This window comes from Delftia acidovorans NBRC 14950 (genome assembly GCF_001598795.1).
Classification (GTDB): Bacteria; Pseudomonadota; Gammaproteobacteria; order Burkholderiales; family Burkholderiaceae_C; genus Comamonas; species Comamonas acidovorans.
The window spans coordinates 1-24319 of sequence record NZ_BCZP01000036.1; the positions used below are offsets into that span (position 1 = coordinate 1).

Sequence of the window (24319 nt, forward strand, 5' to 3'; positions counted from 1 at the left end):
AGGTTCGATTTTTCATGCCGCCCAATAGCGTTGCACCCCTGGCTTTCTATTTTCAGGGTGACCTGCTGGCCGACTACACGAATCTCGAGTTGATCGGCACCATCAGTACCATGGAAACCTTCCAGAAGATTTATCGCCCCGAGATCTACAACGCCAATTGCGCGGCAGGAAAAATCTATCAGCCGAGCCTGAAGAACCATGATTACTCGTTGACGCAGATTGTCTATGACCGTGAAGAGCGCAGCCAGCTGGCCGTCAAGCAGGGCAGGTTTGCGCAGGAGCATTTCATCAAGCCGTACAGGAATGTTCTTGAGCAATGGGCTGCCGATTGCGCGCTCTGACCGGCCAGACAGACAGACCATTTTTCATTGATTGCACAGCGGCTTGGGACAACGCTCCTGAAGTACGCTGGCACCACCCCTCTTTGCCTTGAAGGAATTCTCCGATGTTTGAAACCTCTATCGCCGGCAGCCTGCCCAAGCCAGCCTGGCTGGCCGAAACCAACAAGCTCTGGCCCCAGTGGCAGGCCGAGGGCGATGCGCTTCGCCAGGCCAAGGCCGATGCAACCCTGCTGTGGATCAAGGCCCAGGAAGATGCAGGCCTGGACATCGTGTGCGACGGCGAGCAGTCGCGCCAGCATTTCGTGCATGGCTTTCTGGAGCAGGTGGAGGGCATCGACTTCGACAACAAGGTGAAGATGGGCATCCGCGACAACCGCTACGACGCGATGGTGCCGCAGGTGGTTGCCGCCCTGCGCCTGAAGGGCCGCGTGCATGCCTTCGAGGCGCAGCTGGCGCGTGCGCACACCAGGAAGAAGCTGAAGTTCACGCTGCCCGGCCCGATGACCATCGTCGATACCGTGGCGGACCGCTTCTATGGCGACAAGGTCAAGATGGCCTTCGCCTTTGCCGAGCTGCTCAACCAGGAGGCCCTGGCGCTGCAGGCCGACGGCGTGGACATCATCCAGTTCGACGAGCCCGCCTTCAATGTCTACATGAAGGATGCCGCCGACTGGGGCGTGCAGGCGCTGGAGCGCGCAGCGCAGGGCCTGACCTGCACGACGGCCGTGCATATCTGCTACGGCTACGGGATCAAGGCCAATACGGACTGGAAGAGCACGCTGGGCGAGGAATGGCGCCAGTACGAGACGGTGTTTCCCGCGCTGGCCAGGAGCCGCATCGACCAGGTGAGCCTGGAATGTATCCACTCCCATGTGCCGCCCGACCTGATGAGGCTGCTGGCCGGCAAGGACGTGATGGTCGGCGTGATCGACGTGGCCAGCGACGTGGTGGAGACACCCGAGGAGGTGGCGGACACCATCGGCCGGGCACTGGAGTTCGTGCCGAAGGAGCGGCTGTTCCCCTGCACGAACTGCGGCCTGGCGCCCATGGGCCGGGACGTGGCGTGGCGCAAGCTGAAGGCGCTGGCAGAAGGCACGAAGCTGGCAAAGGAGCGGCTCGCCAAGGCCTGATGCCCTGCGTGGCCAAGCGCAGGGGAAGATGCCAGGGATGCCAGGGATGCCAGGGGTTCATGGTTTGCCCTGTATCAGATTCAGGCAACTGTCTGAAACAAAGACACTGAATCTGTTCAATAGTTGGGCATTCGCTGCCCGTGCTCTGCCCGAGCCTGCCATTGCGCCTGCTTGGCCCGCCTGGGCCTGCCTGGCACAAAGCATGCATGGTCCCTCCCCACAAAAGCAGCGGGCGCCAGCCCAGCCGCCAACCCAAGGAGACAAACCATGCAACGCCGCCCCTTCCTGCATTCCGCCCTCGCACTCTCCGCCATGGCCACCATGGCCGCTGCGGCTCCTGCCGCCATGGCCCAGCAGGGCGAGATCCGCATTGCCCACGTCTACAGCAAGACCGGCGCGCTGGAGGCCTATGGCAAGCAGACCCAGGCGGGGCTGCTGATGGGGCTGGAGTACGCCACGGGCGGCAGCATGGCGGTGAATGGCAAAAAGCTGGTGGTGATCGAGAAGGACGACCAGGGCAAGCCCGACCTGGGCAAGAGCCTGCTGGCCACGGCGTATTCCGATGACAAGGCCGATCTGGCCGTGGGGCCCACGTCGTCCGGCGTGGCGCTGGCTATGCTGCCGGTGGCCGAGGAGTACAAGAAGATTTTGCTGGTGGAGCCGGCCGTGGCCGATTCGATCACGGGCGACAAGTGGAACAAGTACATCTTCCGCACGGGCCGCAATTCCAGCCAGGACGCCATCAGCAATGCGGTGGCCATCGACAAGGCGGGCGTGACGATTGCCACGCTGGCCCAGGACAACGCCTTCGGCCGCGACGGGGTGAAGGCCTTCAAGGACGCCATCAAGAAGGGCAAGCTGGCGCATGAGGAGTACCTGCCTGCCGCCACCACGGATTTCACGGCAGGAGCGCAGCGGCTGATCGACAAGCTCAAGGACCAGCCGGGCAGGAAGATCATCTGGATCGTGTGGGCCGGGGCGGGCAATCCGTTCAAGATCGCGGACATGGATCTCAAGCGCTACGGGATCGAGATCGCCACGGGCGGCAACATCCTGCCCGCCATGGCGGCCTACAAGAATCTGCCGGGCATGGAGGGTGCCACGTACTACTACTACGGCATTCCCAAGAACTCGGTGAACGAGGCGCTGGTGTCCATGCACTACAAGCAGTACAAGACGCCGCCGGATTTCTTCACGGCGGGCGGTTTCTCAGCGGCCATGGCCATCGTGACGGCGCTCAAGAAGACAGGTGGAGACACCAAGACCAACGGTCTGATCAAGGCCATGGAGGGCATGAGCTTCGACACGCCCAAAGGCCAGATGACCTTCCGCAAGGAAGACCACCAGGCCCTGCAGAGCATGTACCACTTCAAGATCCGCGTGGACCCGGCGCTGGCCTGGGGCGTGCCCGAGCTGGTGCGCGAGATCAAGCCCGAGGAGATGCAGGTTCCCATCCGCAACGGCCGCTGAGCAATGTTGCGCACAGAGGATCTCACCATCCGCTTCGGGGGCCATGTGGCCGTCAACGGCGTGAGCTGCGCTTTCGAGCCGGGCACGCTGACGGCCATCGTGGGGCCTAACGGGGCGGGCAAGACCACGTATTTCAACCTGATCTCGGGGCAGCTCAAGGCCACTGCCGGGCGCGTGCTGCTGGGCGGGTGCGAGCTGACGGGGCTGGCCCCTTCGGCGCGCACGCGGGCCGGGCTGGGGCGGGCGTTCCAGCTCACCAATCTGTTCCCGCACCTGAGCGTGCTGGAGAACGTGCGCCTGGCCGTGCAGGCGCGTGACGAGGGCCCGCACCGGCGCGGCCTGAACCTGTGGAGCATCTGGAGCGACCACCGGGCATTGACGCAGCGGGCGCTGCACATCCTCGACCAGGTGGCCCTGTCCGCCCGGCGCGACGAGGCCGTGGCCGCGCTGCCGCATGGCGACCAGCGCAAGCTGGAGGTGGCCTTGCTGATGGCGCTGGAACCCCAGGTCTATATGTTCGACGAGCCCACGGCGGGCATGAGCCATGACGAGGCGCCGGTGATCCTGGACCTGATACGCAAGCTCAAGCAGGACCGCAGCAAGATCATCCTGCTGGTGGAGCACAAGATGGATGTGGTGCGCGAGCTGGCCGACCGCATCATCGTGCTGACCAATGGCACGCTGGTGGCCGATGGGCCGCCGGCCGAGGTCATTGCCTCGCCTGTGGTGCAGCAGGCCTACCTGGGTGTGATGCCGGAGCAGGGCGCCGTGAAGGAGGCCGCATGAGCGCTGCCGCCAACCTCAACCCAAACCCCAACCTGCTCGAACTGTCGGGCGTGCACACGCATATCGGGGCCTATCACATCCTGCATGGCGTGGACCTGGCCGTGCCGCGCGGGCAGCTGACCATGCTGCTGGGGCGCAATGGTGCGGGCAAGACGACGACGCTGCGCACCATCATGGGCCTGTGGCGGGCCAGCCAGGGGCGCATCGCCTTTGGCGGGGCCGACATCACGGCCCTGCCCACGCCCGCGATCGCGCGGCTGAACATTGCCTATGTGCCCGAGAACATGGGCATCTTCGCGGACCTGACGGTGCAGGAAAACCTGCTGCTGGCCGCGCGCGGCGCCTCGCGCGCCGACCGCATGGACGCGCAGCGGCTGCAGTGGATCTTCGGCATGTTCCCGGCCGTGGAGAAGTTCTGGAACCACCCGGCCGGCAAGCTGTCGGGCGGGCAAAAGCAGATGGTGGCGGTGGCGCGCGCCATCGTGGAGCCGCGCGACCTGCTGATCGTGGACGAGCCCAGCAAGGGCCTGGCACCGGCCATCATCGAGAACATGATCGCGGCCTTCGCCCAGCTCAAGGCGGGCGGCACGACGATTGTGCTGGTGGAGCAGAACCTGGGCTTTGCGCGCCGCCTGGGCGACCGCGTGGCGGTGATGGACAACGGCCGCGTGGTGCACGCGGGCGGCATGGCCGAGTTCTCGGCAGACGCGGCGTTGCAGCAGTCGCTGCTGGGGCTTTCGCTATGAACAAGCTGAACAGGCTGGATGTGGATTTCAAGCCGCTGCTGCTGGTGCCCGTGCTGGCCCTGGTGGCGCTGCCGCTGGTGGGCTCGGCCTCGACCTGGCTGACGCTGACGGTGGCGGGGCTGGCCATGGGGATGATCGTGTTCATCATCGCCTCGGGGCTGACGCTGGTGTTCGGGCTGATGGACGTGCTGAACTTCGGCCACGGCGTGTTCATCGCGCTGGGTGCCTTCGTGGCCACCAGCGTGCTGGGTGCCATGGGCGACTGGACAGGGTCCGAGCAGCTGTGGCGCAACCTGCTGGCCGTGCTGCCGGCGATGGTGGTGGCCATGCTGGTGGCGGGCGCCATCGGGCTGGCGTTCGAGCGCTTCATCGTGCGGCCCGTGTACGGCCAGCATCTCAAGCAGATCCTGATCACCATGGGCGGCATGATCATCGGCGAGGAACTGATCAAGCTCATCTGGGGCCCGCAGCAGATTCCGCTGCCGCTGCCCCAGGGCATGAAGGGCGCCTGGCTGCTGGGCGATGCCGCCGTGGAAAAGTACCGCGTGGTGGCCGTGCTGGTGGGGCTGGCGGTGTTTGCCCTGCTGGCGTGGACGCTGTCGCGCACCAAGATCGGCCTGCTGATCCGCGCCGGCGTGCAGGACCGCGAGATGGTGGAGGCCCTGGGCTACCGCGTGCGCCGCCTGTTCGTGGGCGTGTTCGTGGCGGGCTCGGCCCTGGCCGGGCTGGGCGGGGTGATGTGGGGCATGTACCAGCAGAGCGTGGTGCCGCAGATGGGGGCGCAGGTGAATGTGCTGATCTTCATCGTGATCATCATCGGCGGGCTGGGCAGCACGGGCGGGGCGCTGATCGGCGCGCTGCTGGTGGGGCTGATGGCCAACTACACGGGGTTCCTGGTGCCCAAGGTGGCGCTGTTTTCCAACATTGCGTTGATGGTGGCCATCCTGCTGTGGCGCCCGCAGGGCGTGTACCCGGTGGCCAACCGCTGAAGGAGTGATCGACATGCTCAACCGATTGCTTTCCGGCGACCTGCCGCGCAGCCGCGTGCTGGCGGTGCTGCTGCTGTTGATCTTCGTGGGGCTGGCGGCAGCGCCCTTCGTGTTCCCTGGCGTGAAGGCGCTGAACGTGGCGGCCAAGGTGCTGATCTTCGTTGTGCTGGTGGCCAGCTTCGATCTGCTGCTGGGCTACACCGGCATCGTGAGCTTTGCGCACACCATGTTCTTCGGCATTGGCGCCTATGGCGTGGCGATTGCATCGTCGCGCATGGGCGCGGGCTGGGGTGCGCTGGCGCTGGGCCTGGCCGCGGCGCTGCTGGTGTCGCTGCTGCTGTCGCTGGCCATCGGCCTGTTCTCGCTGCGGGTGCGGGCCATCTTCTTTGCCATGATCACGCTGGCCGTGGCGGCGGCGTTCCAGACGCTGGCTTCTCAGCTGTCGGAATGGACGGGCGGGGAGGACGGGCTGAGCTTCAAGCTGCCCGAGTGGCTGTCGCCCAGCTTCGAGCCGTTCGAGAACGAGGTGCTGGGCGTGCTGATCGACGGGCGCATCATCACTTACTACCTGCTGTTCGTGCTGGCCGTGGCGCTGGTGCTGGCGCTGCTGCGCATCGTCAATTCCCCGTTCGGCCGCGTGCTGCAGGCCATCCGCGAGAACGAGTTCCGTGCCGAGGCCATCGGCTACCGGGTGGTGGTGTACCGCACGCTGTCCAGCGTGCTGTCGGCCCTGTTCGCCTGTGTGGCCGGGGCCATGCTGGCGCTGTGGCTGCGTTATAACGGGCCAGATACCTCGCTGTCGTTCGAGATCATGATGGACTGCCTGCTGATCGTGGTGATCGGCGGCATGGGCACCATCTATGGCGCGGCGATCGGCTCGGTGCTGTTCCTCATCGCCCAGAGCTATCTGCAGGACCTGCTGCGCGTGGCCAGCGAGGCCGCGCACAGCCTGCCCTGGCTGGCCGCGCTGCTGTCGCCCGACCGCTGGCTGCTGTGGCTGGGCGTGCTGTTTGTGTTGTCGGTCTACTATTTCCCCACGGGCGTCGTGGGGCGTCTGCGTTCTTCCCGCGCCGGAGCCTGACCAGGGCCCCTGGCGCATTCGTGCATCAGAGAACTACCACAAGGAGATGGGCATGTTGAAGCGTGAAGAGATGGTGTCGTCGATTCCTGCAACCCCCTGGCGCTGGGCCTTCACGGCGCTGGCGGCGGCCGCGCTGGCAGCCTGCGGCAGCGGCGAGCATGAACCCAGCAACGACCTGCCCAAGGGCTTTACCGAACTGGGCGCCACGGTGTATCCGGCCACGGCCACCGGCACGGGTGCTACGGCGGCCACGCAGGACTTGCTGACGGGCGGCCTGGGCAAGACGGGCCTGGGCGCCGCGGCCGCGCCCCTGTACGCGGACCCTGCCAATCCCACGGCGGCGGAGCTGCGGCGCAATGCGCTGTACTCCAACTACCGGGGCATCCTGGACCCCACGGCGGGCGGCGGCTACGGCACGCTGTACGGCCCCAACATCACGGCCAATGGGCAAGTGACTGCGGGCGAAGGGCTGATCCCCGGGCGCGAGTACCTGGCCGTGCTGGACGACGGCACGGGCCGCAAGCAGACCATGGTGGCCGTGCAGGTGCCGGACAGTTTTGACCGCAATCGGCCCTGCATCGTGCTGGGCCCGTCCTCGGGCTCGCGCGGCGTGTATGGCGCCATCGGCACGGCGGGCGAGTGGGGCCTGAAGAAGGGCTGCGCCGTGGCGCTGACCGATGCGGGCAAGGGCGTGGGCCTGCACAACCTGAGCGACGACACCGTCAACAAGCTGGACGGCACGCGCGCCACGCGCACGGATGCGGGCAGCCTGTCCTTCTTTGCCGCACGGCTGACCGATGCGGCGCGCGCCGCCTACAACGCTGCGTTTCCCAACCGCATTGCCATCAAGCACGCGCACTCCCAGCAGAACCCTGAAAAGGACTGGGGCAACGACACCCTGGCCGCGGCCCGCTATGCGCTGTACGTGCTCAATGCCCGCTATGGCACCACGCAGGACCCCGTGCCCTTCGGCAAGGACAACACGCTGGTGCTGGCGGGCTCGGCCTCCAACGGCGGCGCGGCCGTGCTGCGCGCGGCCGAGCTGGATGCGGACGGCCTGATCGACGGCGTGGTGGCCTCCGAACCCGTGACCGAGATGCCCACGCGCCAGGGCTACACCATTGCCGTGGGCAATGCGACCATGCCCAACCCGGGCCGCACGCTGGCCGAGTACACCACCTACGGCAACATCTACCAGCCCTGCGCGGCGCTGGCCCCCGATGCGGCGCTGACCGAGACATCCATCTTCAACTACATAGGCCTCACCGCCATGACGGCGCGGGCCGAGGCACGCTGCACCAGCCTGGCCGCCAAGGGCCTGGTCATCGGCGCCACCACGGCCGACCGCGCCGCCAATGCACTGAGCAAGCTGCGCCTGTACGGCTGGACGCGTGACCACGACCGCATGCACAACGCCCACTACGCGCTGGGCAACGGCCCCATCCTGTCGGCCATGTACACCATGGCCTATGGCCGGTTTGGCGTGGATGCCAACCTGTGCCGCACCAGCTTTGCGGCCGCCAATGCCACGGGCGACGTGGTGCCCGCCACGGGGGCTGCGCTGGCCCAGAGCTTTGCCACGGCCAATGGCACGGCCAACGGCACGCCCGCCACGGTGGTCTACAACGACTCGGTGGGCGGGGCCAAGGCCTGGCAGTTTGCCGTGTCGCCCTCCACGCGCGTGGCCGACCTGGGCCTGGACAACGCGCTGTGCCAGCACGCGCTGGTGACGGGCTTCGATCCGGTGACCGGCTTCAATCTCTCCGAAAGCAGCGTGCCCACGCGTGCCCAGAGCGACGCCGTGCGCGCCGGCATTGCCGAGGTGCTGCACACCGCCAAGCTGCGCGGCAAGCCCACCATCATCGTGGCGGGCCGCAGCGATGCGCTGGTGCCGGTCAACCACAATGCGCGCGCCTACACGGTGCTCAACCGGGGGCTGGACGGCAGCAACACGCGGCTGCGCTATATCGAGGTGGTGAATGCCCAGCACTTCGATGCCTTCCTGCCGTTCTCCGGCTTCGACACGCGCTTTGTGCCGCTGCATCCGTACTTCAACCAGGCCATGGATGCCGTGTGGGCCAACCTGCGCAGCAGCACGGCACTGCCGGCCAGCCAGGTGGTGCGCACCACGCCGCGCGGCGGCCAGCCGGGCGCGGCGCCCGCCATCACGGCGGCCCAGGTGCCGCCCTTCGTGGCGCGGCCCAGCACGGCCAACACCATCGAGGTCAGCGACGGGCTGATCCGCATTCCTGAGTGAGCCAGGCCCTGGAGCGGCCGGCGGCCAAGGCGGCCGGCCGCTCCTGCACAGCAGAGATTTCTCCCATGGCTTCCAAAGCATCTTCCTCATCCGCGCCCGTACCCGCTTCCTGCTACATGCAATGCGCGGGCTACGAGATCCACTACATGGACTGGCAGCCCGCGCCCGATGTGGCGCCAGCGGGCACCGTCGTCGCCTGGCACGGGCTGGCACGCACGGGGCGTGATATGGATGCACTGGCGCAGTTCCTGGCAGGCCAGGGCTGGCGCGTGATCTGCCCCGACACGCCGGGCCGGGGCCTGAGCCAGTGGAGCCGCACGCCGCGCGAGGAATACCGGCTGGGCTTCTACGCCCGCATTGCGCGCGGGCTGTTCGATGCGCTGGGGCTGGAGCGCGCGCACTGGGTGGGCACGTCCATGGGCGGGGCGATCGGCACGGTCTGCGCATCGGGCCTGTTCGAGCCGTCGCTGCGCGCACGCATTGCGACGCTGGTGCTCAATGACAACGCGCCGCAGCTGGCCGAGTCGGCGCTGGCACGCATCAAGGCCTATGCGGGCGAGCCGCCGGCCTTCGACACCGTGGGCGAGCTGGAGGCGTTCTTTCGCCAGGCCTACCGGCCCTATGGCTGGCTCAGCGACTCCGAGTGGCGCAAGCTCACCGAGACCAGCGTGCGCCGCCTGCCCGATGGGCGCGTCACGCCGCACTACGACCCGGCCATGATCGAGCAGTTCACGGCCCATGACGACGACTACGGCATCTGGCCGCACTACGACGCGCTGGAGATCCCCGTGCTGCTGCTGCGCGGCGTGGACTCGGACCTGGTGCTGCCCGAGGTGGCCCGGGAAATGACCACGCGCGGCCCCGGCGCGCGCGGCCTGCTGCACTGGCAGGAGGTGCCCGGCTGCGGCCATGCGCCGGCGCTGAACGTGCCCGCGCACTGGCAATGGGTGCTGGAGCATCTGCAGCGCGGCTGAGCATCAACCCGGGCCGGGCGCGGATGTTGCTGCCGCGCTAGCATTTGCGACGGGTGCAGCCTCGCCTTCTTTTCGGGCGCGGGCACCGTCTGGGCAAGAGAGGCCTGACATGGGTTTTCTGGTGGAGCTGATCCGCGAGTACGGCTTCGGCATCGTCTTTCTCAATGTGTTCGTCGAACAACTGGGTGCGCCGATTCCGGCCTACCCGGTGCTGGTCGTGACCGGCGCGCTGGAAGGCGCCGACTGGGTGCGCCTGCTGTGGCTGGTGGCCGTGGCCGTGAGCGCGGCGCTGATTGCCGACCTGTTCTGGTACCAGGCCGGCAAGGTCTACGGCCACCGGGTGCTGGGGCGCATCTGCCGCATCTCGCTGTCGCCCGATGCCTGCATCCGCCAGACCGAGACCGTCTATGGCCGCTGGGGCGCAAGGTCGCTGCTGGTGGCCAAGTTCGTGCCGGGGTTTGCCTCCATCGCCAGCGCGCTGGCCGGGGTGATGGGCACGCCGCTGCGCAGCTTTGTGCTGTATGACGGGCTGGGTGCGCTGATCTGGGTAGGCTCGGCCGTGTACCTGGGCTCGCTGTTCAGCTCCACGGTGGAAGACCTGCTGGGCGTGCTCACGGCGCTGGGCCAGTGGGGCCTGTTGCTGCTGGGCGTGGCGCTGGGGCTGTTCATCGTGCGCAAGTGGTGGCAGCGCCATCGCATGGTGCGTTCATTGCGCATGCCGCGCATGTCGGTGCGCGAACTGGCGGGCCTGCACGCCCAGGGCATGGAGCCCACGGTGATCGATGTGCGCGCTCTGCCGCAGTACCGCCAGGGCCATATCCCCGGCGCCCAGTCCTGGGAGCTGCGCCCGCGCGATGGCGGCGAGTCGCATGCGCACCTGCTGCCCCAGCACGACCATCCCCACGGGCTGGTGATCTACTGCGACTGCCCCAACGAGATATCCGCCGCCCGCCTGGCGCGCCAGCTGCAGCGCGCCGGCTTTGCCAACGTGCGCCCGCTGGTGGGCGGCCTCAAGGCCTGGCAGGCGGCTGGCTTCGACGTGGAAACCGCGCCGCTGCCCGTGACGGCCAGCGCGGACGAGGGGCCGGCGCCCAGCGTGCCCTGACCTTGACCTTGACCTTGGCCTTGGCCTATTTGCCCGCCGGCATCGAGCAGTGCCCGCCTTGCGTGGCCTTGCCCGAGCCGGCCGCAATCAGCGGCGCCTCGAAGCGCAGGTCCACGGGGGGCGAGTGCAGGTGGTCCCAGGCCAGGAAGAGGACGAGCACGGCCCAGAAGACCGCGCGCAGGGTGTTTTGCTGTGTCATGGCAGGTCCTCTCAGAAATTGAAGTGGCGGCGGATGCGCAGGCCGAAGATGGTGCCGGCAAACGCCAGCGGCACCCAGATCCAGCCGTGGATGCTGCCCGTGGAGATGCCCGAGAGCATGGCGCCCACATTGCAGCCGAAGGCCAGGCGCGAGCTGTAGCCCAGCACCAGGCCGGCCACCAGGGCCACCATCCATTGCGTGCCCGTGAGCGGCTTGGCATTGACGGGCTTGGCGGCAGCCACCCACAGGGCGCCGCCCAGGATGCCGATGTTGGTGATGCTGGTCACGTCCAGCAGCACGGTCTCGTGCAGGCGCGCGGCGTTGCCGGGCTGGCTCCAGAACCAGTTGCCAGCCAGGTCCACGGCGCCTGTGGCGTTGGCGATCTTGGCGGCCCACAGGCCGAAGCCGTAGACCACGCCCCAGGGCTGGCCCGCAATGACGAGGTTGAGCGTGGCCAGCACGGCCAGCAGCACGGCACCCACCACCCACTTGCGCACGAACAGCGGCTTGGCCGGGCGCTTGAGTGCCATGTTGGCGCCACGCACATACCAGGCCACGCCCAGCGCGACCACGGCCAGCGCCGCCAGCGTGGCCAGCAGGGCAGGGGCCCAGCCCCAGGCCGTGACCAGGCCCACGGGCTGGGTGTTGCCCAGGTCCAGCCACCAGCCCAGGTGCAGGCTTCCCAGGAAGCTGCCGATGGCGAACACGGGCAGGATGGCCGCGTTCATGGGAATGCCCATGCCGGCCTTGTACAGCGTGCCGCTGCCGCAGCCGTCCGCGATCTGCATGCACAGGCCGAAGACGAAGGCGCCTATCAGCAGGCTGATGCTGGGCGGGCCCAGGGCGGCCGTGAGTTCGGGATAGTGGCCCAGCAGCGGCATGGCCAGCGCGGCGGCCAGCGCCAGCAGCAGCAACTGGCCGAAGACGCCGCTGGCGTCCTTGTCCTCGATCAGCATGCGCCAGCCCGTGGTGAAGCCGAAGCGCTTGCCGGCCAGCACCGCGCCCAGGCCCAGGCCCACGGCGAACAGCGCGGCCTGGCGCACCGAGACGCTCCACAGCAGCCAGCCAAAGAAAACGGCCAGGATGGCCGCAAGAGGAAGTCGTTTCATATCATTTTTCTCCATGCAGTCGCCCTCCCCCGCGAAGCGGGTAGAGAGGCGCCGTGCCACGGGGGAAGGCGCGAAGCGCCTCAGGGGGTGTTTATTTGAACTTTTTTTCCCACCACTGCTTGGCGTCGTAGGCCAGGGATTCGGCGCGGCCGGGCTGGTTGGCCATGGGCGGCGCATCGGCCTGCTGCGTCCAGTCCACCATGGAGCCCGCATACAGCTTGACGCCCGGCAGGCCCGCGACTTCGGACAGGCCGAACCAGTCGGTGGCTGCCCAGTGGCCGGTGTTGCAGAAGGCCACCATGTCCTGGCCGTGCTCGCGCTTGACCTTGGCCGCGATCTGCTTGGCCGTGGCGGTATCGACAAAGGTGGAAGTGCCGGGCACGAACCACTGGTTGAAGTCCAGCTGCTGCGCGCCGGGCAAGGTGCCCGAGAGCTTGGCGGCCGGGGCGCGGGTCTTGCCCTGGTAGAAGGCGTCGGGGCGCGAGTCCACCAGGGCGGCGTTGCTGAGCCTGACGTGCTGGCCCACGTCCTCGCGCGTGGCGATCAGGCTGGTGTCGAGCTGGGGCTGGTAGCTGCTGCGGGCCACTTTGACGGCCTCGTTGTCCTGCGGGAGCTTTTGCTCGTTCCAGGCCTTCATGCCGCCGTTGAGCACGGACAGCTCCTTGAGGCCCAGGAGCTTGAGCGTCCAGTACACGCGCGCTGCGGCGCCGAAGTCGGTGGCGTCCGCGCCCGTGGAGACCACGATGGCGTGGGTGGCCGGCGTCAGCCCCAGGGACTGCACGAGTTCGGTGAGCTTGGGCAGCTCGGGCAGTTCACCAGGGTTGGTGGCGGGGCCGCGCCATTTGCCGTAGGGGGCGTTGAGCGCACCGGGAATGTGGCGCTCGCCATAGGACTTGGGATCGCGGATGTCGATGATGCGCACGGCGTCCTGGCCGGCGGCGGCCTGCATGCCGGCAGGGGTGAGCAGGGGTTCGGCGGCGTGGGCCGTGCCGAAGGCGGTGCAGGCGAGGCCGAGCGCCAGCAGCGGGGCCGCCAGGCGCAGAGCGGGGGAAAAGGTCTTGGTCATGATGGCTGGGGCCGGTCATGGAAGACCGGCGGAACAAGCAACTGGAGTGCAATTGTCCCGCTTGCAGCATCTATATACAAAGACGCTTATGCATTCTGCTCATGAGGCAGGGTTATATGGCGCGGCGCAGAAGATGCAGAACGGCCTCAGCGCTGTGCGCCCACGGCCTTGGCGCGCTCCAGGCTGGCGTCCAGTTCGGCCTGCGGCGCCTTCTGCGTGGGCCAGCCCTGCATATGCTGCTGGGCGATGCGGCTCAGCGCCGTGATCCAGGGTGCGCTGTCGTTGAGGCAGGCGATGTACTCGAACTGCTCGCCGCCCGCATGCATGAAGGCCTCGCGCGCTTCCTGGCTGATTTCCTCCAGCGTTTCCAGGCAGTCGCTGGTGAAGCCGGGGCAGACCACGTCCACCCGTTTGGTGCCGCTGCGTGCCAGCTCGATCAGCGAGGGCTCGGTATAGGGCTCCAGCCATTTGGCCTTGCCAAAGCGCGACTGGAAGGTCACCAGGTATTGCGAGGGCGACAGGCCCAGGCGCTCGGCCAGCAGGCGTGCGGTCTTGCGCGATTCGCAGTGGTAGGGGTCGCCCAGGTGCAGCGTGCGCTCGGGCACGCCATGAAAGCTCATGACCAGTTTCTCGCCACGGCCGTTGCCGCGCCAGTGGGCCTCGATGCGCTGGGCCAGCGCGTCGATGTAGGCGGCATCGTCGTGGTAGCGGTTGACGAAGCGCAGCTCGGGAATATGGCGCTGGGTGCGGGCCCAGTCATAGACCGCATCGAACACGCTGGCCGTGGTCGTGCCGGAGTACTGCGGGTACAGCGGCAGGATGAGGATGCGCGTGGCGCCCTCGGCCTTGAGGGCATCGAGCACGCTGGGGATGGACGGGTTGCCGTAGCGCATGGCATGGCGCACCAGCACGTTGTGCCCGGCCTCGCCCAGCCAGCCGCGCAGCAGCAGGGCCTGGCGCGCGCTCCAGTGCTGAAGGGGGGAGCCGTCCTTCTCATGCCAGACGGTGGCGTATTTGGCCGCCGACTTGGCCGGCCGCGTGCGCAGGATGATGCCGTGCAGGATGGGCAGCCAGGCAATCCTGGGGATCTCGACCACGCGGTCGTCGCCCAGGAATTGCGCCAGGTAGCGGCGCACGGCCGGGGCCGTGGGCGCGTCGGGCGTTCCAAGGTTGCACAGCAGCACGGCGGTGCGCTGGGGTTGGTCGTGGCGGAATGGAGGTTCTGGCGCGAAGCGGGAAGGCATGGGGCCGATTGTGGCAGGACGGAGCCGCCTGCCGCGCGAGTCGGATGACCCGGCTGCTGCCGGCAACGGCTGCCTTCGCTATGCTCGAACCATGTCCCAAGCCACCATCGCCCCCCTCGCCGAATCCTCATTTGCCCCTGCACTGACCGCCTTGCAGCAGTTGCGCCGCAGCGGCCGCATCCGCGCCATATCCATCGATCTGGATGACACGCTGTGGCCTGTGTGGCCGGCCATCTCGCGTGCCGAACAGGTGCTGCTGGACTGGCTGCACACCCATGCGCCGGCCACTGCCGCGGCGCTGCGCGACGTGGCCGCCGTGCGCGCCATCCGCGTGCAGATCGAGCGCGATCGTCCCGACCTGGCCCATGACCTGAGCGGCCTGCGCCGCGAGTCCATCCGCCTGGCGCTGCAGCGCAATGGCGACGATGGCGGCCTGGCGGAAACGGCCTTCGATATCTTCTTTGCCGAGCGCCAGCGCGTGGACCTGTACGAGGACGCGCTGCCCGCCCTGCAGTTCCTGGCCGCGCGCTGGCCCGTGGTGGCCTTGAGCAATGGCAACGCCAGCGTGCATGTGGTGGGCATCGGCGAGCATTTCCATGCCGCGCTGAGCGCCAGCAAGGCCGGCATGGCAAAGCCCGATGTGCGCTTTTTCCACGCGGCAGCGGCAGCGGCAGGCGTGGCGCCTGACGAGGTACTGCACATTGGCGACGACGCGCGACTCGATGCGCTGGGCGCCATGGATGCGGGTATGCACGCAGTCTGGCTCAACCGCACGGGCGTAGCATGGCCTCACGAGGGGTCCACGCCCCACGTCACGGTGGCCAGCCTTGCGCAGTTGTGCCAGGGGCTGGCTGACAGCTGACCCTGCCTGCCCGCGAAGCCGCGCCATGCCATGCCCACCAGCCACAGCACCGCTTTCTTCCACCCCCCCGTCCTCCCCGCCGTGCGCAGCATCGGCTGGAAACACCCCCTGAGCTGGCTGGCGCGTGGCGCGCGCGACATGGCCAGGGCACCCTGGCTGAGCCTGGCTCATGGCCTGGTCTTGACCTTGATCGGGTTTTTGATCTTGACGCTGGGGCACAATCGCTTTTGGCTGATGGCCGGGGCCCTGTCGGGGTTCCTGATCGTCGGCCCTGTCGTGGCAACCAGCCTCTACGCCATCAGCCGTGCGCTGGAGCGTGGCGAGCGCGCCGACCTGTCCCTGGTGCGCAGCACCTGGATGCGCTGGCAAAGCGGCCACGCGTCCAAGGCTGAGGGGCAGGGCGGCTACTGGTGCCTGGTGCAGTTCGGGCTGCTGCTGTCGCTGGCGGCCACGGGCTGGGTGCTGGTGTCGGCCTCGCTGATCACCGTGCTCTCGCCCGTGCGCATCGCCACTCCGGCGGATTTCGTGCAGCACGTGGTGCTGGCCCGCGACGGGCAGTTGTTTGCGATATGGCTGGCGCTGGGCAGTTTTCTGGCAGCGCCTATTTTTGCGTCCAGCGTGGTGGCCATGCCGCTGATGCTGGACAGGCGGGTGACGGTGCGCCAGGCCGTGCTGACCAGTTGGTTGGCCGTGCTGGCCAACCCTGTGCCTCTGGCACTGTGGGCCGCCCTCATTGTGTTGTTGACCCTGCTGGGCCTGGGCAGCTGGCTGCTGGGACTGGTGGCCGTGATGCCCCTGCTGGGGCACGCGAGCTGGCACGCGTACCGCGATCTGGTCGATGCGTCGGCCTTTCCGGCGCGTTGAGCCGGGCGGGCCCGGACCGGCCGGGCCTGCAGGAGAGGATGTAGGACGGTGTTGTCGTGATATTCGGGTATACAGAAGAACAGATCGCCCATTTCTTCCTCACCTATGGCGTGGGGGCCTTCATCCTCTTCATGGTGTTCATCATCCTGCAGCTGGCGCGCCAGTCCAAGGCAGGAAAGTTCGGCACCTTCGTGATCTTCCTGGGCCTGGGCGTGGGCTTTGTCGGCTACATCGCCAAGATCGTCATCCAGTGGTGGATGGAAAAATGATCGTCACCCCCTGAGCCGCTGCGCGGCTTCCCCCTCTCTCGCTTCGCGGGAGGGGGACGACACCCTCGCGGCGGGGCGGCCCTTGCTCGGTGTCCCAGGCTTTGGGCTGCGTCGGGTTTTTGTGCCCTGCTCAGCGCGCCTATCTTCCTGGCCTGCCTGCTCCTTGCTGCGCCTCTATTCCGCCTTGGCCCCCGCAGCCTTGATCACCGGGTCCCAGCGCTTGATTTCTGCGGCGGTGTGCTGGCGCAGGGCGTCGGGGGTGAGGCGGTCTGCGGGCGGGATGATGACGCTCATGTCCGTGAAGCGCTTGACCAGGGCGGGTTCGGACAGGGCGGTGCGCAGGGATTTGTTGAGGCGCTCGATGACGGCCTGGGGCGTGCCTCGCGGGGCGTACAGGCCGTGCCATACGGCAAGCTCGAAGCCGGGCTGGCCGGCCTGCGCGAAGGTGGGCACATCTGGCAGGGAGGGCAGGCGTTCGCGCGTGGCGACGGCGTAGCCCTTGAGCATGCCCGCCTGTATGTGCGGGCCGGTGGCCACGGGCTGGTCGCAGATGACATCGACATTGCCTGCCACCAGGTCCTGCAGGGCCGGGCCCGTGCCACGGTAGGGCACCAGGGTGGCTTCGGTGGAGGTGGTCTGCAGCAGCAGCATGGCGCACAGGTGGGAGGTGGCGCCTACGCCGGCATGCGAGAAGCGCACTTCGCCCGGTTTGGCCTTCATGTGGGCGATGAAGTCCGCCAGCGTGGCGGGCGCAAAGCCTTTGCTGCGCACCAGGATCATGGGTACGTCGCCGGCCAGCGCGATGGGTTCCAGGTCGCGCCTCACATCGAAAGCGAGCTTGCTGTAGAGCGCGGGTGCCGTGGCAATGCCCATGTTGTGCAGCAGCAGGGTGTGGCCGTCGGCCTGGGCACGTGTGACGCGGCTGGTGCCGATGGTGCCACCGGCGCCGCCCAGGTTCTCGACGATGACCTGCTGGCCCAGGTCGCGCGTCATGGCCTCGGCCAGCACGCGGGCCAGCACGTCGGTGGAGCCTCCGGCCGCGTAGGGAACGACGATGGTGACGGGCTTGTTGGGGAAGGCCTGGGCGGCAAGGCTGGCCGCTGCCAGCGCGGCGGCGAGAAGGGTCTGGGCGAGGGGATTGCGGATGAGGGGGCGCATGGGTTTGTCTCCTGGAGGCGCGTGCAGGGGCCGCCGGCTCTGTGCGGCCGGTTGTCGGTGGCGTGTTTGGTGGCGTGAGGCAGGAAGGCAAGGGCCGCATGCGGCCCTTGACGACGGCGAGACGGCGCAGGCTCAGGCTCAGGCCGGGGCCACGTACCTGTACAGCTCGGTGTGGTCGGCGGCGGGTCCCAGGGACCTGGAGGCCTCGGCCGCCATGGCGCTGACCTGTTCGGCCAGTGCCATGGGCGTGTGCATGGCCTGGCCCAGCGACAGGGCAATGCCCACGTCCTTGGCCTGCAGCGCCAGCGAGAAGCCCGAGTTGAAGGCGCCGTTCAGCATGAACTGGTGGGCCTTGTTTTCGGTGGTGTTGTTCTTGCCGGTGGAGGCATTGATCACGTCCACGATGGTGGCCGGCGCAATGCCGAAGGCCGCGCCTGCATGGATGGCCTCGGCCGTGGCGATGAGGGCCGCTGCCGAGACATAGTTGTTCAGCGCCTTGAGCGCATGGCCTGCGCCCACGGGTCCGACATGGGTGATGGCCTGGCCCATGCGTTGCAGCAGCGGCAGGTGCTGGGCGAGCAGGTCCGCATCGCCCCCGACCATGATGGACAGCGTGCCCGCAATGGCGCGCTTGACGCCGCCGGAGACCGGCGCATCCAGCAGCCCGATGCCGCGCTCGCCCAGCAGGCCGGCCAGCGCGCGCGTGCGGTTGGGGTCGGCTGAGCTCATGTCGATGATGCAGGCGCCGGGCGGCAGGTGCGGTGCCAGTTCGCCGACCACGGCATCGACGATGCGGGAGTCGGGCAGCATGGTGAAGACCACGCTGCAGCCGGCAAAGTCGGCCGCGCCGGATGCCACGGCCACGCCCGCATGCTCCTGCGCGAATCGTGCGGTGGCGGCGGGAACGGCGTCCCGGATGACCAGGGCGTGCCCTGCGGCATGCAGCAGGTGGGCCATGGGCTGGCCCATCATTCCGAGGCCGATGAATCCTATGGTGGTCATGCTGCGTGCCTCAGATGTCCATCTCTTTGAAGACTTCCGAAGCCACGCGGAAGGAGTCGATGGCGGCCGGCACGCCGCAGTAGATGGCGGTCTGCAGGAAGACTTCCTTGACCTCTTCCTTGGTCAGGCCGTTGTTGATGGCGCCGCGCACATGCAGCTTGAGTTCATGCGGGCGGTTCAGCGCCGTGATCATGGCCAGGTTCAGGAAGGAGCGCGTCCTGCGGTCCAGGCCGGGGCGGTTCCAGACATCGCCCCAGCAGTACTGGGTGACCAGCTCCTGCATGTCGATGTTGAAGTCCGTGGCGTTCTGGATGGACGCATCGACATACTCGGCGCCCAGCACCTCACGGCGGGTGGACAGGCCCTGGTCGAAGAGGGCAGGGTTCTTGGGTGCATAGGCTCGGGTCATGAAAACTCCTGATGGAAGGCGGTGAAGATGTCTTTCGGTGGAGTGGATTTAATCAGATTGTCAGACAATCCTACTTGATGAAAATCGGGATTGCCTGCCGGGCCAGGTGTGTGTATGACAATCCGTCAGTCCGTCCGGCCCCTGGATTGGCGGGTAGGATTCGTCCCATGAACCAGATGCTGCGTGTCCCCCGCGAAGAAACGTCGCTGCGCCTGCGCACGACGCAGACCCTGCGCACGGCCATCCTCGATGGCGTGTTTGCGCCGGGCCAGAAGCTGTCCGAGCGCGAACTGTGCGAGAGCCTTGATGTGAGCCGTTCGTGCCTGCGCGAGTCGCTGCAGCACCTGCAGGCCGAGGGGCTGATCACCATCGTTCCGCACCGGGGCCCCGAGGTCACGGACATCTCGGTGCAGGAGGTGCGCGATATCTACGAGGTGCGGGCCAGCCTGGAGGGGCTGGCCAGCCGGGGCTTTGCGCTGCATGCCTCGGCAGGCCAGCGCGCCGCGCTGCGTGCCAAGCTGGGCGAGCTGGCCGTGCCCGCCGTGGCCAGCGACAAGGTGGCCCTGCTGGCGATCAAGAACCAGTTCTACGACATCCTGATCGAGGGCTGCGGCAATCTGGTGGCCGGCCAGATGCTGCGGCAGCTGAACAACCGCGTGACGGTGCTGCGGCGCATCTCCATGTCCCAGCCCGGGCGCCTGCCGCAGACGCTGGCCGAGCTGGATGCCATCGTGGCGGCGATAGAGCAGGGCGACGCGGACCAGGCTGCGCGCCTGAGCGCCGAGCATGTGCAAAAGGCCGGCCAGGGCGTGTTGCGCGCCATGGCCGAGAAGGCAGGCCCGGCCAGCTGATGCCGGGGCCTGTGCCTGGGGGTGTCAGTCCGTGTGCGCTCAGTCCGGCTTGACCTGGGCGCGCTTGAGCACCTTTTGCCAGCGTGCCTGCTCGGTGGCAATGAACTGCGCGAACTGCTGGGGCGTGCTGCCGATGGGCTCGGCCGCATCGCCCTGCAGGCGCTTGAGCGCGTCCGGCGCCTTGACGGCCTTGGCGCATTCGGCGGCCAGCTTGTCCACGTGGGCTCGGGTCATGCTGGAGGGGGCGAGCATGCCGTACCACTGCGTCATCTCGAAGCCAGGGAAGCCCTGCTCGGCCACGGTGGGCACGTCGGGCAACTGGGGCAGGCGCTGGGTCGATCCCGTGGCGATGCAGCGCACCTTGCCTGCCTTGATGAAGGGCAGCAGGGCGGCAGCGCCGACCGAGGCGGCGTCCAGGCGGCCCGACATCAGGTCCGTCATCATCGGCCCCGTGCCGCGATAGGGCACGTGCAGCATGAAGATCTCGGCCGTCATCTTCAGGTACTCGAAGGCCAGGTGCCCGGCGCTGCCATTGCCGGCCGAGCCGTAGCTGAGCTGGCCGGGCTTCTTCTTGGCGTAGGCGATGAGTTCGCGCAGGTTCTTGACCGGCACATCGGGGTGGACCACGTAGAGGCTGGGCACCTTGGCCAGCAGGCTGACGGGCTGGAAGTCCTTGTTCGCGTCGTAGGGCAGCTTGTCGAAGATGTAGGGATTGACGGCCAGCGTGCCGATGTGGCCCAGGATGACGGTGCTCTGGTCATCGGCGCGCGCCACTTCCTGCATGGCGATGTTGCCGGCCGCGCCGGGCTTGTTGTCCACGAAGACGTTCTGGCCCAGGGTCTTGGACAGCTCGGCGGCCGTGGAGCGCGCCACGATTTCCGAGCTGCCGCCCGGCGCAAAGGGCACGACAAAGCGGATGGGGCGCGTGGGCCAGGCGTCCTGCGCCAGCGCGGCCGCAGGCAGCAGGCCCGACAGGGCCATGGCGCCCGTGCCGGCCAGCAGTTGGCGGCGGCCGAGCAGGGGCAGGTCTGCGTGGTGAAGAAAGTCGCGCGAAGGCATGTCTGGTCTCCTGGCTATCGTTGTAGTGAATGGGCAGCGGATGCGGCGCCAGCGATGGTGGCGCCGGCGGCTGTCAATCTGCTGTCAAACCAGGGTCTGCAGGCTACGGAGATACCCGGGGGATCAGGCTTTTCCCTCGGCTCCCAGGGCCTGGCCGATGGCCTCGGCCGCCTGCAGGCCGCTGCGCACGGCGCCTTCGATGGTGGCCGGATACGGTCCATCCACATGGTCGCCGCAGGCCCACAGGCCGTGGCCCAACTCCATGCCGGGGCGCTGCAGCTGCGGCAGGCAGGCGAAGGTGGCGCGCTTGTCGATCACGGTGCGTAGCGCTACCAGTCCATGCCAGCCCAACTGCGCCTGGGCCTGGGCCAGCACCTGGGCCTGCAGGGTTTCGCGGTCCGATGCGCTGTCGCTGATGACGAAGGCCATCAGGCCCTGCGGGCCGCCGAGTTGCCCACGGTCGAAGACGAATTGCGCAGGCGCATCGGGCGTGGAGCGCAGCGCCAGCCAGGGCGCGCCCGGGGGCAAGGTGTGGGAGGAATCGCCGGTCTGCGCATAGACGGTGGCAATGGGGCGGTGCTGCAGGTCCTGGGCCAGTTGCGCCCAGCGCTGCAGGGCTATGCCGTCGCGTGCAGGCAGGCTGTCGTGCTCGGCGGCGGTGAGTGCAAGGCGCGCCGCTTCGGGCGCGGGGCAGGCCAGCAGCACGGCGTCAAAGGGCGCGTCTTCGCCCTGGGCTGCGCCCAGCGTCCAGTGCGGTCCCTGGGGCTGCAGTTCGGCCACGCGGCTGCCAAGGCGCACGGCGTGGCCGCGCTCTTGTAGCCACTGCGCGGCGGGCGCCGGGAACAGGCCGCCCAGGTCACGGCGCGGCACCAGGAAATGCGAGCCGCCACGGCCGCTGAACAGCGCATCGCGCAGCACGCGAAGGAACACCGTGCCGCTGGCCAGGTGAATGGGCGTGTTGAGCGCCGAGATGCACAGCGGGTCGATGAACTCGCTGACCAGGCGCTGCGGCAGGCCGGCGCACAGGTCGGCCACGGTGGCTTGCGGCGCGCAGCGAAAGCCCGCCAGCCGCCAGCGCACGGCGCGCGCCAGCAGGGCTGCACGCTCGCCCAGACTCCAGCCGCGTGCGGTGGCAATGCCGGCCAGCGCATCCAGCGGCGCAGGCCAGTCGGGAAAGCGCAGGCCGCTGCCATCGATATAGGGCAGGGCCATGGGCTGGCGGTGCAGGGCCTGTTCAGGGTCCACGCCCATCTCGCGCATGAGGCGCAGGCTTTCGGTGTACGCACCGATGAGGATGTGCTGGCCGTTGTCTACGCGCAGCGGGCCCTGTGGCGTGTCGAGGTCCATGCCGCGCGCACGGCCGCCGGGCTCGCGTGCGGCCTCGTGCAATGTGATGTGCCATCCGCTGCGCGCCAGCGTGAGGGCGGCCGCGAAGCCGGCCCAGCCTCCGCCGAGGATGGCGGCGCGCGGCGTGCCCTTGGCGCTGTCTCTGCTCACCGCGCCATGCGTCCCAGCGCCTGCATCTTCCAGGCCAGCCACAGCTTGCGCAGCGGCGGCAGGCTGATGCGCTGGTGCAGCACGCGGAAGTCGTCGGCCTCGATCTCGCGCAGCAGGGTGCGGTAGATGCTGGCCATCATCAGGCCGGGCTTTTGCGTGCGGCGGTCGGCGGCGGGCAGCAGGGCCAGGGCCTCGTCGTAGAGGCGGTGGGCGCGCTCGGCCTGAAAGCGCATCAGCGCGGTGAAGCGGTCCGAGTATTCGCGCTTGGTGATCTCATGCGCCTTGACGTCGAACTGCTGCAGCTCGCTGATGGGCAGGTAGATGCGTCCGCGCATGGCGTCCTCGCCCACGTCGCGGATGATGTTGGTCAGCTGGAAGGCCAGGCCCATCTTGTGGGCGTAGGCGGTGGTTTCTTCCTGTGTCTGGCCAAAGATGCGCGCGGCCACTTCACCGACCACGCCTGCGACCAGGTGGCAGTAGCGCGTCAGGCCCTGGAAGTCCAGGTAGCGGGTCTGCTCCAGGTCCATGCGGCAGCCGTCGATGACCGCCTGCAGGTGGCGCTCCTCGATGGCGTAGACCGGGGCGTGCGGCATGAGCGCCCGCATCACGGGATGGGAGGGCTTGCCTGCAAAGGCCTGGTGCACTTCGTTTTGCCACCAGCCGAGCTTGGTGGCGGCCACGCCGGGGTCGGAGACTTCGTCCACCACGTCGTCCACTTCGCGGCAGAACGCATAAAAGGCGGTGATGGCGGCACGGCGCTCGCGCGGCAGGAAGAGGAAGGCGTAATAAAAGCTGCTGCCCGAGGCGGCAGCCTTGTCTTGGACGTACTGATCCGGATTCATATGGGGCCGGATTGTCCCATGGACGGCTGGGAGCCAAAGCCTGGGTGTCGCAACGGCCGGCCCGCCATCACATGCGCAGGGCGCGCCACAGCAGCAGCGGGGCATCGGCCTTGCCGACGGTGGGGCGGCGGTAGAGGCTGGCGCCCTGCAGCGCATCGACCTTGTCCAGGATGCGCAGCCCGCCCTGCACGACCAGACGCAGCTCCCAGCCGATGCGGCCCGGCAGGCGGTGCACCAGCGGTGCGCCGGACTGCATCAGGGCGCGCGCCCAGGCCGATTGGTCGGCCAGCAGCGCGCGCACGGCAGGGGTCAGTGCAGCGGGCTCGGCGCGCAGGTCTTCACGCCGCACGCCGTGGGCGGTGCAGTCTGCATCGGTCAGGTAGTGGCGCCCGCGCGGCAGGTCCACGCTGAAGTCCTGCCAGAAATTGATCAGTTGCAGGGCGGTGCAGATGGCGTCGCTGCGGGCCAGCGATTCGGCATCATCCACCCCGTACAGATGCAGCAGCAACCGGCCCACGGGGTTGGCCGAGCGGCGGCAGTAGTCGAGCAGCTCGGCGCGGTCGGCGTAGGTGGTGCCGGACTCGGTCTTGTGCACGTCCTGCGCGAAGGCGCTGAGCAGGTCGTCCATCAGCGCCAGCGGCAGCTGGTGGGCGCGTACTTGCGGTGCCAGCCCCGCAAAGACGAGGGGCCAGGCCGTGCGGGCGAGCATGGAGGCCTCGCTTTCGGTGCCCAGCGCCATCAGGTCGGCACGGTAGGCGGCCAGCGCGGCCAGGCGCTCGGACGGCGTGGCGTCGCCCTCGTCGGCCAGATCGTCTGCAGTGCGTGCGAAGTGGTAGAGCGCGGCAATCGGCGGGCGCAAGCGGGGCGGGCACAGCCAGGACGCCACGGGAAAGTTCTCGTAGTGCGTGACCGGGGCGGGGGAGGCGGGCAGGGTGGGAGCGGTGGACTTCACGGTGGCCGATTGTCGATGCTGCGCGCAAGGCCATGCATTTCACTTGACGGGCTCAAG

Annotated in this window: 25 protein-coding genes; 14 read left to right on the plus strand and 11 right to left on the minus strand. The window is 68.1% G+C overall.

Going from position 1 to position 24319, the window contains the following annotated elements; genetic code table 11:
* The 10 genes from DA1_RS26825 to DA1_RS26870 form a co-directional block, all read left to right on the plus strand.
* On the plus strand, positions 1-341 hold a 341-nt coding region (locus DA1_RS26825), incomplete at its 5' end, for a putative oxygenase MesX (protein WP_155737671.1).
* Positions 342-445: 104 nt separating this feature from the next.
* On the plus strand, positions 446-1471 hold the full coding sequence (locus tag DA1_RS26830; protein WP_034391642.1) for a methionine synthase: 1026 nt from the start codon (positions 446-448) through the stop codon (positions 1469-1471).
* A 267-nt stretch (positions 1472-1738) separates the two neighbouring features.
* Complete coding sequence (locus tag DA1_RS26835; RefSeq protein ID WP_034391645.1) at positions 1739-2941, plus strand: substrate-binding domain-containing protein; 1203 nt, start codon at positions 1739-1741, stop codon at positions 2939-2941.
* A gap of 3 nt (positions 2942-2944) precedes the next feature.
* Entirely contained in the window at positions 2945-3727 is a 783-nt protein-coding gene (locus DA1_RS26840) for an ABC transporter ATP-binding protein (RefSeq protein ID WP_034391648.1), read from the plus strand.
* The gene (locus tag DA1_RS26845) at positions 3724-4473 is read left to right on the plus strand and encodes a branched-chain amino acid ABC transporter ATP-binding protein (protein WP_016454051.1); all 750 of its coding nucleotides are present in this window, start codon (positions 3724-3726) and stop codon (positions 4471-4473) included. Before DA1_RS26840 ends, DA1_RS26845 begins: the two co-directional genes overlap by 4 nt.
* On the plus strand, positions 4470-5462 hold the full coding sequence (locus DA1_RS26850; protein WP_034391650.1) for a branched-chain amino acid ABC transporter permease: 993 nt from the start codon (positions 4470-4472) through the stop codon (positions 5460-5462). Before DA1_RS26845 ends, DA1_RS26850 begins: the two co-directional genes overlap by 4 nt.
* A gap of 13 nt (positions 5463-5475) precedes the next feature.
* Positions 5476-6543 (plus strand): branched-chain amino acid ABC transporter permease, encoded by a 1068-nt coding sequence (locus DA1_RS26855; RefSeq protein ID WP_034398299.1) that lies wholly within the window; start codon positions 5476-5478, stop codon positions 6541-6543.
* A 52-nt stretch (positions 6544-6595) separates the two neighbouring features.
* Entirely contained in the window at positions 6596-8800 is a 2205-nt protein-coding gene (locus DA1_RS26860; RefSeq protein WP_034398300.1) for a 3-hydroxybutyrate oligomer hydrolase family protein, read from the plus strand.
* A gap of 65 nt (positions 8801-8865) precedes the next feature.
* Positions 8866-9774, plus strand: a complete 909-nt coding sequence (locus DA1_RS26865; RefSeq protein WP_034398301.1) for an alpha/beta fold hydrolase — start codon at positions 8866-8868, stop codon at positions 9772-9774.
* A gap of 109 nt (positions 9775-9883) precedes the next feature.
* Positions 9884-10879: a rhodanese-like domain-containing protein gene (locus tag DA1_RS26870; RefSeq protein WP_034391653.1), complete on the plus strand. Its 996-nt coding sequence runs from the start codon at positions 9884-9886 to the stop codon at positions 10877-10879.
* Between the two features lie 25 nt (positions 10880-10904).
* Here DA1_RS26870 and DA1_RS31085 read toward each other — a convergent pair whose 3' ends face one another.
* The 4 genes from DA1_RS31085 to hemH form a co-directional block, all read right to left on the minus strand.
* Positions 10905-11078, minus strand: a complete 174-nt coding sequence (locus DA1_RS31085) for a hypothetical protein (protein WP_012204476.1) — start codon at positions 11076-11078, stop codon at positions 10905-10907.
* 11 nt (positions 11079-11089) lie between these two features.
* On the minus strand, positions 11090-12187 hold the full coding sequence (locus DA1_RS26875) for a YeeE/YedE thiosulfate transporter family protein (protein ID WP_034391656.1): 1098 nt from the start codon (positions 12185-12187) through the stop codon (positions 11090-11092).
* A 91-nt stretch (positions 12188-12278) separates the two neighbouring features.
* Positions 12279-13253: a sulfurtransferase gene (locus DA1_RS26880; RefSeq protein WP_034391658.1), complete on the minus strand. Its 975-nt coding sequence runs from the start codon at positions 13251-13253 to the stop codon at positions 12279-12281.
* Between the two features lie 146 nt (positions 13254-13399).
* Complete coding sequence (gene hemH / locus DA1_RS26885) at positions 13400-14497, minus strand: ferrochelatase (protein WP_034391660.1); 1098 nt, start codon at positions 14495-14497, stop codon at positions 13400-13402.
* Positions 14498-14588: 91 nt separating this feature from the next.
* Here hemH and DA1_RS26890 point away from each other — a divergent pair, with 91 nt between their 5' ends.
* From DA1_RS26890 to DA1_RS26900, 3 genes are read left to right on the plus strand one after another with little or no spacing between them, the layout of a single operon-like run.
* Positions 14589-15359 carry an HAD family hydrolase gene (locus tag DA1_RS26890; protein ID WP_034391662.1) on the plus strand — a complete coding sequence of 257 codons (771 nt, stop codon included), beginning with the start codon at positions 14589-14591 and terminating at the stop codon, positions 15357-15359.
* Positions 15360-15389: 30 nt separating this feature from the next.
* Positions 15390-16223 carry a DUF2189 domain-containing protein gene (locus DA1_RS26895; protein ID WP_034391664.1) on the plus strand — a complete coding sequence of 278 codons (834 nt, stop codon included), beginning with the start codon at positions 15390-15392 and terminating at the stop codon, positions 16221-16223.
* Positions 16224-16279: 56 nt separating this feature from the next.
* A complete protein-coding gene (locus DA1_RS26900) occupies positions 16280-16492 on the plus strand; it encodes a DUF2788 domain-containing protein (protein ID WP_012204482.1) in 213 nt (70 codons plus the stop codon).
* Positions 16493-16666: 174 nt separating this feature from the next.
* Here the strand turns inward: DA1_RS26900 and DA1_RS26905 are convergent, their stop codons facing one another.
* From DA1_RS26905 to DA1_RS26915, 3 genes are all read right to left on the minus strand, one after another.
* Positions 16667-17650, minus strand: a complete 984-nt coding sequence (locus DA1_RS26905) for a tripartite tricarboxylate transporter substrate binding protein BugD (protein WP_034391666.1) — start codon at positions 17648-17650, stop codon at positions 16667-16669.
* A gap of 138 nt (positions 17651-17788) precedes the next feature.
* On the minus strand, positions 17789-18652 hold the full coding sequence (locus DA1_RS26910; RefSeq protein WP_026062100.1) for an NAD(P)-dependent oxidoreductase: 864 nt from the start codon (positions 18650-18652) through the stop codon (positions 17789-17791).
* A 10-nt stretch (positions 18653-18662) separates the two neighbouring features.
* Positions 18663-19061, minus strand: a complete 399-nt coding sequence (locus DA1_RS26915) for a carboxymuconolactone decarboxylase family protein (protein ID WP_012204485.1) — start codon at positions 19059-19061, stop codon at positions 18663-18665.
* Positions 19062-19228: 167 nt separating this feature from the next.
* Here DA1_RS26915 and DA1_RS26920 point away from each other — a divergent pair, with 167 nt between their 5' ends.
* Positions 19229-19912 carry a GntR family transcriptional regulator gene (locus DA1_RS26920; protein ID WP_034391668.1) on the plus strand — a complete coding sequence of 228 codons (684 nt, stop codon included), beginning with the start codon at positions 19229-19231 and terminating at the stop codon, positions 19910-19912.
* Between the two features lie 39 nt (positions 19913-19951).
* Here DA1_RS26920 and DA1_RS26925 read toward each other — a convergent pair whose 3' ends face one another.
* The 4 genes from DA1_RS26925 to hpnC all read right to left on the minus strand — a co-directional run bounded on the left by DA1_RS26925 (position 19952) and on the right by hpnC (position 24262).
* Positions 19952-20971 carry a Bug family tripartite tricarboxylate transporter substrate binding protein gene (locus tag DA1_RS26925; protein ID WP_034391671.1) on the minus strand — a complete coding sequence of 340 codons (1020 nt, stop codon included), beginning with the start codon at positions 20969-20971 and terminating at the stop codon, positions 19952-19954.
* Between the two features lie 123 nt (positions 20972-21094).
* Entirely contained in the window at positions 21095-22468 is a 1374-nt protein-coding gene (hpnE, locus tag DA1_RS26930; RefSeq protein ID WP_034398303.1) for a hydroxysqualene dehydroxylase HpnE, read from the minus strand.
* Positions 22465-23310 carry a presqualene diphosphate synthase HpnD gene (gene hpnD, locus DA1_RS26935; protein ID WP_013803312.1) on the minus strand — a complete coding sequence of 282 codons (846 nt, stop codon included), beginning with the start codon at positions 23308-23310 and terminating at the stop codon, positions 22465-22467. The genes hpnE and hpnD overlap by 4 nt, the downstream gene beginning before the upstream one ends.
* Before the next feature lie 67 nt (positions 23311-23377).
* Positions 23378-24262, minus strand: coding sequence for a squalene synthase HpnC (gene hpnC / locus DA1_RS26940; RefSeq protein ID WP_034391674.1), 885 nt, complete (start codon positions 24260-24262; stop codon positions 23378-23380).
* Positions 24263-24319 lie beyond the last annotated feature (57 nt).